The organism is Actinomadura chokoriensis, assembly GCF_039529475.1.
Taxonomy (GTDB): domain Bacteria; phylum Actinomycetota; class Actinomycetes; order Streptosporangiales; family Streptosporangiaceae; genus Spirillospora; species Spirillospora bangladeshensis.
Genome location: NZ_BAAAMW010000057.1, coordinates 1 through 11,757 on the forward strand (window position 1 = coordinate 1; position 11,757 = coordinate 11,757).

The 11,757-nt window shown below is 69.9% G+C and carries 10 protein-coding genes and 1 pseudogene; 10 read left to right on the top strand and 1 reads right to left on the bottom strand.

Features of this window, described 5'->3' with window-relative positions; translation table 11 throughout:
- The 5 genes and pseudogenes from ABFX46_RS43025 to ABFX46_RS43040 form a co-directional block, all read left to right on the top strand.
- The coding region (locus ABFX46_RS43025; RefSeq protein WP_346050372.1) for a GAF domain-containing protein at positions 1 to 583 on the top strand (583 nt) is incomplete at its 5' end.
- A gap of 62 nt (positions 584 to 645) precedes the next feature.
- Entirely contained in the window at positions 646 to 1,887 is a 1,242-nt protein-coding gene (locus tag ABFX46_RS43030; RefSeq protein WP_131943859.1) for an acyl-CoA dehydrogenase family protein, read from the top strand.
- Between the two features lie 89 nt (positions 1,888 to 1,976).
- A pseudogene (locus ABFX46_RS43740) lies at positions 1,977 to 2,138 on the top strand (BldC family transcriptional regulator); the annotation flags it as partial.
- Between the two features lie 261 nt (positions 2,139 to 2,399).
- Complete coding sequence (locus ABFX46_RS43035; protein WP_428831384.1) at positions 2,400 to 3,359, top strand: SAM-dependent methyltransferase; 960 nt, start codon at positions 2,400 to 2,402, stop codon at positions 3,357 to 3,359.
- Between the two features lie 95 nt (positions 3,360 to 3,454).
- The gene (locus ABFX46_RS43040) at positions 3,455 to 4,390 is read left to right on the top strand and encodes a hypothetical protein (protein WP_346050376.1); all 936 of its coding nucleotides are present in this window, start codon (positions 3,455 to 3,457) and stop codon (positions 4,388 to 4,390) included.
- Positions 4,391 to 4,426: 36 nt separating this feature from the next.
- Here the strand turns inward: ABFX46_RS43040 and ABFX46_RS43045 are convergent, their stop codons facing one another.
- Positions 4,427 to 4,945 carry a hypothetical protein gene (locus tag ABFX46_RS43045; RefSeq protein WP_346050378.1) on the bottom strand — a complete coding sequence of 173 codons (519 nt, stop codon included), beginning with the start codon at positions 4,943 to 4,945 and terminating at the stop codon, positions 4,427 to 4,429.
- Between the two features lie 145 nt (positions 4,946 to 5,090).
- On the opposite strand from ABFX46_RS43045, the gene fxlM reads away from it, so the two are divergent.
- From fxlM to ABFX46_RS43070, 5 genes are all read left to right on the top strand, one after another.
- Positions 5,091 to 6,356: a methyltransferase, FxLD system gene (gene fxlM, locus ABFX46_RS43050; RefSeq protein WP_346050380.1), complete on the top strand. Its 1,266-nt coding sequence runs from the start codon at positions 5,091 to 5,093 to the stop codon at positions 6,354 to 6,356.
- 16 nt (positions 6,357 to 6,372) lie between these two features.
- On the top strand, positions 6,373 to 6,525 hold the full coding sequence (locus ABFX46_RS43055) for an FxLD family lanthipeptide (protein WP_346050382.1): 153 nt from the start codon (positions 6,373 to 6,375) through the stop codon (positions 6,523 to 6,525).
- Positions 6,526 to 6,742: 217 nt separating this feature from the next.
- Positions 6,743 to 9,469: a lantibiotic dehydratase gene (locus ABFX46_RS43060; protein ID WP_346050384.1), complete on the top strand. Its 2,727-nt coding sequence runs from the start codon at positions 6,743 to 6,745 to the stop codon at positions 9,467 to 9,469.
- Complete coding sequence (locus tag ABFX46_RS43065) at positions 9,466 to 10,542, top strand: lanthionine synthetase C family protein (protein WP_346050386.1); 1,077 nt, start codon at positions 9,466 to 9,468, stop codon at positions 10,540 to 10,542. Before ABFX46_RS43060 ends, ABFX46_RS43065 begins: the two co-directional genes overlap by 4 nt.
- Before the next feature lie 15 nt (positions 10,543 to 10,557).
- Positions 10,558 to 11,334: a thiopeptide-type bacteriocin biosynthesis protein gene (locus tag ABFX46_RS43070; RefSeq protein ID WP_346050388.1), complete on the top strand. Its 777-nt coding sequence runs from the start codon at positions 10,558 to 10,560 to the stop codon at positions 11,332 to 11,334.
- Positions 11,335 to 11,757: the final 423 nt, after the last annotated feature.

An 11,757-nucleotide genomic window follows, 5' to 3' on the forward strand; every position in this document is an offset into this window, starting at 1 on the left:
CGACGCCGGCGTGTCCCTCCCCACCTGGCACGACACCGCCGAGCAGCGCATGAAGCTGCTCGCCGAACTCGGCCTCGACGGCGCCCCGGACACCGAGTTCGACCGGTTCGCCGCCCAGATCTCCGGCGCCTTCGCCGCCGAACTCGGCGACCACGGCAAGAACTTGTATGCGATGGTGAACCTGTTCACCGAGCAGGAGCAGACGTTCGTCGGGCTGCACATTCCGCCGGGCATGCGCGCGGTGGACCGGACCATGCGGCCCGATCACGGGTTCTGTCCCGAGATGCTCGACCGCACCAAGGCGCTGATTCTGTCCGACGTGTGCGCCAACCCGCACTTCGCCTCCAACCCGGTCGTCGACAAGCTCGGGGTCCGCACCTACGCCGGCGCACCGCTCATCCACCAGCAGCCCACCGGGACCGTGCTGGGCACCGTGTGCGTCATCGGCACCGACCCGCTCCCTCGGGAGACCGGGCAAACCTCGCTCGCACTGATCAAGCGGCACCGCGACGCACTCATGGACGCGCTCGCGCAGCGGGCCGGCACTCGCGGCCGCCACAGCTCCGGCGACACGAGCGGCTGACTGGCCGCGGTGACGACGTCTGCCGGACCCGACCGTCCGGCAGTGGGTCCAAGTGGAAGGAGATGGTGCCCGTGTTCGAGACCGACGGTCACAGGAGCCTGCGCAAGGCAGTGCGTGCCTTCGCGCTCGCCGAGGTCGCGCCGCGCGTGGCCTGGATGGAGTCCACCCAAGCCGTCGACGTCGAAACCTCGACCCTGATCGCCCGGCAGGGATGGATCGGGGTGACCATCCCCAAGGTGTACGGCGGCATGGATGCCGGGCACCTCGCCAAGACGATCGTGATCGAGGAGCTGGCGCGGGTGTCGGGGGCGATGGGCGCCATGGTCCAGGCGTCCCAGCTCGGTGTCGCCAAGATCATCCACTACGGGACCGAGGAGCAGAAACAGCGGTGGCTTCCCCCGATCGCGGCCGGGGCGTGCCTGCCGACGATCGCGGTGACCGAAGAGGGCTCGGGCGGGAACGTGCTGGACATGGCGGCCAGCGCCCGCCGCGACGGCGACGAGTGGGTGTTGAACGGCCGGAAGCTCTATGTCGGGAACTCCCACGTGGGCCACGTGCACGGCGTCATCGTCCGCACCGGCGGCCCCGGCACCCGCCGGTCCCAGGCCCTGTCGGCGTTCCTGGTCGAGCACGACCGGCCAGGCTTGACGCTCCTCCCCTACCAGCCGCCGCTGGGGTTGCACGGCTTCTCCTTCGGCGACCTGGTCATGAGGGACGTCCGGGTCCCGGCCGACAACATGATCGGCGCTGAGGGCGACGGCCTGCACGTCGCCTACAGCTCGTCCCGCCTGTATGGATGCCCGAACCTCACGGCCGTCGCGCTCGGTATCCACCAGGCGCTGCTGGAGGAGACCGTCGCCTTCGCCAAGGACCGCCACCGGCGCGGCGAACCACTGGCCAAGCTGCGCACCGTCGAGCAGCGGATCGGGGAGATCAACGAGCGGCTGATGACCGCCCGCACGCTGGCCTACCAGGCCGCCCACATGCTCGACCACGGGCAGCCCTGCGACGACGCGCTGATCAGCGCCAAGTATCGGGGTGTGGAGTCGCTGATGGAATCGGCCCTGGACGCGATGAAGATTCACGCGGCGGCCGGACTCCGGCGCGACCGCTGCATCGAACGTCTGGTGCGGGACGCCTTCCATATCGACGCGCCCGCCGGGACCGGCGATATCCAGCTACGTCGCCTCGCCGAATCCGCCCTCGGTACCGGCAAGGGGCAGTGGTCGGGTCGTCTGGCCCAGGTCACGGCCCTTCATCCTGCGTCCTTCCTGTCCGAGACCGCGCCAGAGCCTGCTGTCTGACCTGCTGTGCGGCCTCTGGAACCGCCAAGGGCCCCGTTCCCGGGGCCGCACCGCACCCCCCTTTTCCCTCCGTCGAAACCACTGGTCCCATGACTGAACCTGAGCCGCTGCTCACACCTGGAGAGGTCGCCGCCCTGTTCCGGGTGGATTCCAAGACCGTCACCCGTTGGGCGCAGGATGGCAAGCTCTCCTCGATCCGCACGGTGGGCGGTCACCGCCGGTACCGCGCCTCCGAGGTCCACGAGGTGCTGAACGCCGAGTGCGTCTCCAGCCGGTACGCCCGGCTGGAGACGCTGGTCGACCACTACGACGGCGATGCCACCCGGGTACTGCTGGACATCGCCGACCGATACGGCCTCGCCGTCACCGTCCTGGACCGCGCCTGGTTCACCCAGTTCACCCGGCGCGACCTCACCGACCTTGAGTGGAAACGCATCGCCGCAGAACTCGGAGACTTCAGCGGCACGCTCCTCCGGGAATGCGCAGGGCCGCTGCTCGGCTACGCCTTCACCGTGCTGAGCGCCGCCGGCATTCCCCTCCCGGACACGACGGCGTCCGAGCTACCGCCACCGCCCAGCTCGGTCCGTGTCCGAGAAGACCGGGACGTCGACGTCAACCCGCTCGGGCCTGTAGCGGACGGCACATCGCAACAACAGCAGACACCGTCGGGCGCCGTTGTTCCAGCATTCACATCGAAGGACGTCGACCGGCTGGTGCCGCACTCGGCGCGGGTCTGGGACTACATCCTGGGCGGCAACGACCACTACGAGGCCGACCGGCAGGCCGCCGAGACCTTCCAGGAGGTCTATCCCGACCTCGCGCACATGCTGGCGAGTCAGCGCAGCTTCAAGCACCGGGCAATCGAATACCTCACCAAGCAAGACGTGCGGCAGTTCATCGACATCGGCCCCGGCCTCCCGTCCCCCAAAGACCTCACCGACACCCACATCATCGCTGGATCGGCAGCCCGCGACGCCCGAACCGTCTACGTCGACAACGACCCGCTGGTGACCATCCGCATCCAAGAACTGCTGAACGAAGGCCCGTGCTGCAGCGCCGGACTCGTCCACGCCGACGTCGTCGACACCGAAACCGTCCTGGCCGGCGCCGCCCGCCACCTCGACCTCGACCAGCCGGTCGCCATCCTGCTCATCGGGGTCATGGGCCACATCGACAACACCGACGACGCCCATGCGATCGTGCGCCGCCTGATGAACGGTCTGGCACCGGGCAGCTACCTGGCGCTGTCCGACGCAACGACCACCAAAACCGCGCTCGTCTGGGCGCAGGAGACATACAACGCGACCGGCGCCGCCCCCTACCGGCTCCGCACCCCCACCCGGATCGCCGAATTCTTCACCGGTCTCAGCCCCGTCCAGCCTGGCCTGGTACCACCCGCACTCTGGCAGCCCAGTCAGCCACCGGAAGGGGGCGTCAACATCGACGCACGATGCGCCGTGGCCAAGACGTGATGCCCCAGTCCGATCGTCCGGCACAGGGGCGGACACGCGGCAGAACGCTGCAAACCAGCCATGTCCGTCTCGTTTTGAGCTAGGGAGCCCACCGAATGACCCTTCTACGGCTCAGCTACGTCAACGTCGAACATGGCGGCCGGGCCGACGCCGGCTATTCCTCCTACTCCGGCGACGGCGGCCCCTACGACTACAGCAAGGTCACCGGGATGTTCCACGACGGCGACTGGCCCGACATCGCCGTGATCGGCGAAGGCGACCGGTACGAGCTGAACGGCATGGAAGGCGCCCACGAGGCCGCCGCCGCGCTGCGAGATGCCGGCGGCCCCGCCTACGTCCCCTACCCGTGCTCGCTGCCCCGCGAGTGGGGCATGTTCGCCCCCGTCATCTACGTCGACCCGCAAAAGGTCGTGGTGCGGCGGTTCTACTCCCACCGGCTCCCCGACTTCGCCGCCCGCAACCGCAACCTGATGCTGTTCACCCTCCCCGGCCGCACCGACCCCATCCGGATCGCCGCCACGCACGGCGACATCTACTCCGGCGACACCCGCCTCGCCGACAACCGGCGGTTCGACCGGCTCGCCGACCCGGCGATCCCGTGCGCGCTCCTCGGGGACTGGAACACCGTCCCCTCCGGCCCCCACTTCGAGCCCACCGACATGAACAAACCCGGCCTCCACAACCCGCGCGGGATCAACTACCGCGTCCAGTTCCAAGGCGGCGCCAGGCAGGCCGGCCCGCACATCTACGACACCCGCGCCCTGGACGCCCTGGTCGGATGGTGGAACCCCACCACGCGGCAGCGGGAGGGCGGCGTTGGGTTCCACCACGCCGCCGAACTCGCCCAGGACTTCACCCCCACGCAGATCGAGCGGCCCAACGGACGCCAATGCCTGGTCATCGACGGCATCCTCCTCAACGACCCGCTCCGTGACGCCTACGTGCCCGGCTCGTACCGCGTCCACGACTTCCGCGACCCTGAACACCCCGACTCCGACCACAAACGCATCAGCCTGACGGTCGACATCTAGCCAGCACCGTTTGACGTCCATCCGCGGACGAAAAGGTTAAGCATGACCGAAGAAGCCACCACCAAATACTACGCGATAACAGGTCGCGGAAAGGCAGTGGATGATCCGCACGGAATCGCCCGGCAGCGCAAATCGGCAGAAATAGGGGTCGTGGATGAGGTCTTCTATCGCGACCGCCCAGCATGGCGCAGGACAGGGATCATCGCCGAGTGGAATCACTGCTCCACTGTGGATGACCTCGAAGAGATCAGCAAAGAAAAAGCGATGCAGTTCATCGAATCCTGGGAGATTTATTAAGATGATCTCGAATGTGGCGGTTGCCACTGCCTGGTCATCGACGCCATCCTCCTCAACAAGCCGCTCGCCGACGCCTACGCGGTCGACAGCTAGCGCGTCCACGAGTCGCGCGACCCAGCCGATCCGGACTCGGACCACAAGCGGATCAGGGCCACCCTCAACCTGTAGCTCGTCTGGCCCGGTGTTCAGCGGCGGGTTTTCAGGAGTGGTGGAACCCGAATCGCCGAACGTTGCTGATGGCATCACGTCGGTGGGCACGCGACCAGACTGAACCAGTCCTGGCCGGCCCTACCCGGCTTGCCGGCCGAGTACGACGAATCCGACATCTCAAGGAGGCTTCCGCGATGACAGCGAACAGCGACGGGTCCACAGGCCGGTCCGCACCATCCCCAGGAGGCGTGTCGTGAGCGTCGACACCGCGAGCCGCGCCGACCGGGCTGAGGAACTCCGCAACGCCCTGGTCGATGTGATCATCACCGACCATAAGGCCAAGGGCTTCACGATGCCTAACGAGGTGGAGCGGGCGATGCGGACCGTTCCCCGCGAGGTGTTCACTCCGGGCGTCCCGTTGGAGAAGGCGTACGAGAACACCGCGGTGATCACCGCCCGGCGCGGTGACGAGGCCATCAGTTCGGTGTCGGCGCCGTACCTGATCGCCGAGATGCTCGGCCAGGCGGTCGACGCGCTGGGTGGTTTGCAGGACTGCGCTGTGCTGGAGATCGGCAGCGGCGGCTACAACGCCTCGCTGTTGCGCGAGCTGGTCGGCTCGGCGGGATCGGTCACGACCGTCGACATCGACCCGGAGGTGACCGACCGGGCGGCCGCCTGCCTGGACAGGGCGGGCTACAGCGATGTCACCGTGGTGTGCGCGGACGCCGAGCACCCGGTCGAGCTGGGCCGCCGCTACGACCTGATCATCGTCACCGCCGGGGCCTGGGACATCCCGCCCGCCTGGCGCGAGCAGCTCACCGGCGACGGTGTGATCGTCGTCCCTTTGCGCACGTTCGGGATGACCCGGTCCTGGGCGCTGCGGCGCTCCGGGGACCGGCTGGGCAGCGTCAGCCACCGCCAGTGCGGATTCGTCTCGATGCAGGGCGACGGAGCCCACCGGATGCGGTACGTCGACGTCGCCGACGGTGTCCACCTGCGGTTCGACGAGGACCCGCGCACCGACCCCGACGTGCTCGCCCGCACCGTCGCCGACCTGCTCACCCAGCCCCGCCAGGTGGCGTGGGCGGGGGTGAGGTTGCCGCCCCGCACCGTGCTGGCCGACCTGGATCTGTGGCTGGCCACCCGCCTCACCCGCGAGGCGGGCGAGTTCATGGCTCTGACGGCGCAGGAGACGGCCGTCGAGTCCGGCATCGTCGCGCCCTCATGGCGGTTCGGTGCCCCCGCAGCCCTCACCGAGGGCGCGTTCTCCTACCGGTCGGCGCTGCGCTGGACCGGCAGGAAGTTCGATCTCGGCGCATCCGCCCACGGGCACGACGCCGCCGCGGCGGCCGAGCGGATGGTCGAGCACATGCGCGCGTGGCTGGACGCCGGGAACCCGGCGCCGGGCCTGGACGTCCTGCCCGCTCGCACTCCCGACGGCGACCTGCCGGACGGGACCGTCCTGGACAAGCGGCACAGCCGCATCGTCCTCACCTTTCCTACCGTCACCTCTCGATGAGAAGGGAAAACCCCCGATGGAACACGACGAGTACCAGCTGAACGTCCGCCTGGTCGACTCCGGGGACACCGCGAGCGGCCACGCCACCAGCACCGACGACAACTGCGGCTCGGGCAATACCGGCTCGGACGCCTGCACCACCAACGCCGACGTCGGCGGCGTGCGCTAGCAGCCTCCCGCACTCTGGTCGGGTCCGGCCTCTGCGTACGGGGCCGGGCCCGGCTTCGGTTGTCCGGTCACCTTCTACCGACCTGCGAGGCGGTGAACGACTCATGTTCCACGTGGCGGATGCGGCCTTGATCAGAGCCGCCGCCTACCCCCAGGACCTGACCCTTCCGGCTTGGCCAGATTTGACCGCAGACCGGCCCGAAGAGTGGTTGCAGTGGTTGCGGCAGGCATGGACGCTGCCGGAGTTCGCGGCCACCCTCACCCCCGCCGCCCCCGACATGGCCGCCCAGATCACCCGCGCCCTGGACGGCGAGCCGATCCGGACGCACCGGTTGCGGCGCCTGGTGGAGGCCACGATCCGTTACCTGCTGCGGTGGACGACCCGCGCGACCCCGTTCGGCCGCTTCGCCGGTGTGGCCCCGGTCGAGCTCGGCCCGCGCGCGGCGGTCCACTGGAGCGGGCGGCACCGGGCCGCGGCCCGTCCCGACGACCGCTTCGTCGCCGAGCACACCGCGCGGGCCGAGCAGGACCTGCCGGTCCTGCGCACGGTCGCGGTCATGACGAACTCCCTCGGATACGCCCGTGGCGGGCGGTGGGTTCTGCCATGCGCCCGCACCGAGCACGACCGGATCTTCGACGTCGAGATCGACCTGACCGAACCGGTGCGGGCCGCGGTCGAACAGGCCGCCTCCCCCATCGCATTCACCGATCTCGCCGACAAGGTGGCCGACACGCTTCCCTGTGGCACTGCCGAGGCCGAGCGGCTGCTGACCGCACTGGTGAAAGCGGGGGTGCTGCTGTCGGCGATCCGGCCGCCGATGACCGTGACCGACCCGGCCGCGCACCTGGCCCGGCACCTTGCCAACCACGCTGCAGCCCGCCCTGCCGACCATGCTGTCGGGCGCACCGACCTGCCCGACCCAGGCCACCAGAGCGCGGTCGACCTGCGGATCGGCTGCTCGGTGAAGCTGCCCCCGGCCGTGGTCGCCGCAGCCGAGGACGCCGCCGGGGCGCTGACCGCCGTGGCGCCGCGCCTGCCCGGCTGGGGCGCCTACCATCGCGCGTTCATCCAACGGTGGGGCCCAGGTGCCGCCGTGCCGCTGCGCAAGGTGGTGAACGTCTTGGGGTTCCCCGCCGGGTACCGGGGTTCCCCGCACCGCGACTCGGAGGGATTCACCGCCCGCGACCGACTGCTCGCCGATCTCGCCCAGCAGTCGGCCATGAACGGCGGCGGCGAGGTCGTCCTCGACGACGAGCTGGCCGCCGCGCTGCGCGGCGACGACACGCGGCCGCCGATCCCGCACACCGAGCTGAGGTTCACCCTCGCCGCAAACGCGCCGCGTGACCTCGACCGCGGCGCCTTCACGCTGACCGTGGTGAGCGGCGCCCGCCACGCCGGCGTCGCGGCCGCGCGGTTCCTGCACCTGCTCACCCCCGGCGAGCTGGCGCACTTCCGCAGCGTCTACACCGGCCTTCCGGCCGCGATGCCCGGCGCGGACCTGGTGCAGTTGTCGGCTCCTCCGCTCCACACCCGCCTGGCCACCGTGGCCCGCGCACCCGAACTGCTGCCCGCCCTGCCGGTCGGGGACTTCCATCCCGACCCGCACTGGAAGCTCGCGGACCTGGCCGTGGCCGGGGACGGCGAGCGGCTGTGGCTGCTCTCCCACGTCACCGGCCGGCCGGTCGAACCGCTGCTGTTCAACTGCGTGATGCTGCCGACCGCCCAGCAGCCGCTCGTCCGGTTCCTGACCGAGATCTGGACGGCGTGGACGGCTCCGTGCGCCAGGTTCGACTGGGGGCACGCCAGCGCTCTGCGCTTCCTACCGAGGATCCGGCGAGGCCGTTGCATCCTGCACCCGGCCCGCTGGAGCATCCCCGCCACGGTGCTGCCCGACCGTGCCGCGTCGTGGCCGCAGTGGCGGACCGCTTGGCAGCGGCACCGCGAACGGCACCGGATACCACGTGAGGTGCTGATCAGCCAGAACCGCGTTTTCGACGATGTGCGGCTGCGTCTTGACCTGGACGAGAACGCTCACCTGGCAGTGCTGCGCAGCCATCTTCACCGGCACGGTGACGCCGCCCTGACCGAAGCCGACGGACCATCCGGCTGGATCGACGGCAGACCGGCCGAACTCCTGCTCACCCTCACCTCGACACCGCCCCGCTCCCAACGCCCGGCCCGGCCCGCCCGTCCCGCCAGCACCCTTCAGCACTGGCCTGGACGGTCGCGGTGGCTGGACGCCCGCGTGTTCAGCCGATCCCCAGGCATCCTGACCGACATCCTCGCCCGCCTCCCCGAACTCCCCACGGGCTGGTGGTTCCTGCGCTACCCCGACCCGACCCCGCACCTGCGACTGCGGGTCCCACTGCGCGAGGAAGAGTTGTTCGCGGGTGCCGCCCATGACCTCGCCCTGTGGGCGGAGCGTCTGCACGACGACGGCCTGGTGACCGAATACTCCCTGGCGACGTACCGGCCGGAGACCCGCCACGGAAGCGGCCCAACCCTGGCCGCGGCCGAAACGGTGTTCGCCGCCGACTCCCGCACCGTCCTCAGGCGGCTGTCGGGTGACCCGGAGGCCGCCACGGCCGCCGGGATGATCACCATCGCCCACGGGTTCACCGGCGGCGACGCTCTGAGGTGGCTCATCGACCACATCCCGCACCGCAGCGGCCCGCGCCTGAACCCCGCCCAGCTCGCCCGCGTCACCGTCCCGGACGACGACACGGAGCTGGCGGAGGCACTGGCCGCCTACCGGGCCCTCACCGAGCAGGACGGGATGGACACCGACCAGGTGCTCGCCGACCTGCTGCACCTGCACCACGCCCGCACGATCGGCGTCGACACCGCATCCGAGCGGCGCTGCCTGCGGCTGGCCCGTACCGTCGCCCACACCGCTCTGCACACCAGGCAGCACGGCCAAGACGCCAAGGCCTACATCCGATGAACAGGGCGCAGAACCTCGCCGAAGGGGCCGCCGGCGTCGCCCTGCTCCACCTGGAAACCGGCGACTGGGAAGCGGCGTACGCGGCGCTGCAGGAGGCCGTCGCCGAAGGCATCAGCGTCGCCGCCGGCGCCAGCCTGTACTACGGCGCTCCCGCGCTGGCGTTCGTCCTCGCCGCATCCGACCGGGCAGGTCTCGACCAGGCCAGAGCCGTCACCGCCGCCGGGACCGCGACGGTGACGCGTCGCCGCCTGGAGGCCGCCCACCGGCGCATCGACCAACGCCGACGACCGGCCTACGCCGAGTTCGACCTCATCCGCGGGCTGACCGGCCTCGGCGTCGCCCTGCGCCGTATCGGCGCCATCGACCTGCTCGGTGAAGTACTGACCTACCTGGTCCGGCTCACCGAGCCGCTCGACGGGCTCCCCGGCTGGTGGTGCCCGACCGGCCCCAACCGCACCACGCCCGGTCCTGCAGGAGGCCACAGCAACCACGGGATGGCACACGGGATCGCCGGGCCGCTCGCCCTCATGGCACTGACGATGCGCGACGGCCTCCACGTCGACGCGCAAGCAGCGGCGCTCACCCGCATCCTCAAGTGGCTCGACCACTGGGAACGCCAGACCAAGACCGGCCACGCGTGGTGGCCGGAGATCCTCACACTGGACGAGCTACGCCGCGGCAGCAGCGCACAGCGAGACCCGTGGCGGCCGTCCTGGTGCTACGGGACACCGGGCATTGCCCGCGCCCAGCAACTCGCCGCCCGCGCCCTCGGCGATACCGCACGGCAGCACAAGGCCGAGGCGGCGTTCACTGCGGCCCTGAGCGACCCCGAGCAACTGGCCCGCCTCACCTGCCGTGGCCTCTGCCACGGAACCGGCGGCCTGCTGGCGGCCGGGCGCCGAATCTCCGCTGACGCCCTCACCCCGATCCCCGTCGCCCATCTGCTGGAGCGGCACCGGCGGACCGCACCCGGATCCGACGAGCCGCCCGGCCTCCTCGACGGGACGGCCGGAGCCGACCTGGCCGCCACGGGGACCGCGACGTCCTGGGACGCCTGCCTCCTGCTGTGCTGACAAAGGACCCCGACCATGAACGACACCCCCAACCAGTCCTCCTGGACCCAGGTCAACATCGCCTTCCCCGGTCAGAACGCTCGTGAGCGCGAACGGCAGGCCATCGCCCATCTAGCGTGTGTTCTTCCCACTGCCGAGACCGCCGGCCTCATCACTTCGTGGTTCTTCGTCCGCAAGGGGCGTTGGCGCGTCCGCTACCGTCCCGCCGAAACCCGCGGCCGTGACAGCGACGCCCTTCGCTCTCAGCTCATCCGAGGCGTCGACTGGACCGGCGACATCTACGAACCCGAAATCCACGCCTTCGGCGGCCACCCAAGCATGGACACCGCGCACAAGCTGTTCCACGCCGACAGCCGCCACCTGCTCACGTTCCTCAACGGCACCCCCGCAGACCGAAGGGAACGGTCCCTGATCCTCTGCACCGCACTAATGCGGGCCGCAGGCCTAGAGTTCGGCGAGCAAGGAGAGGTATGGGCCCAGATCGCTGAACAGCGCTCCGTGCTGCGCGGCGAACTCCCCGACCCGGCGACATGGACCTCCTTCACCAACGACGTCCGGCAGCTCATCACCGGCCAGGCCCAGCGCGACGACATCGGGCACGACTGGCTCACCGCGTTCGAGAACACCGGCGGACAGCTGAAATCCTTGCGGGAGCGCGGCCAGCTCACACGGGGAATCCGCGCTGTGACCGCCCTCCACGTCATCTTTCATTGGAACCGCATCGGTCTCACCGGTCCCACGCAGGCGATGATCGCGCAGGCCGCCAAGGATGCGATCTTCACTTCCGGCTGACCAAGGTGCTGCGCACCCACGCCAAAAGCAACACAACGAGCAGCCCGCGGGGACCGCCGAGCGCTCCGACGTCCCTGCCAGCCCGCCACTTGCGACCGGAACGCGGCGTCACCACGCTTCGCTGCTATCACCGAGCACGCCACCATTCACGTCAAGCACCATCCACCCCGGCCCAGCAACCACCACCGCACAATCGAGTTTGTGGGTGAGGGTGTTGATCGCCTGTCATTCCAGGGCGATGCGGTCTTTCAGCAGGCTTCGGATGACCAGGTAGAGCACCTTGAGAGCAGCCTCTTAGTGCGTGTTTGAGAAGTTGATCTCGGTCGGCGTGGCTGCGTGATCTTGTGTGCCGGTTCGTGCAGGGTGGCGCGATGTCTCGGCAGTCGTGTTACCCCTCGGACCTGACCGACGGTGAATGGGCGC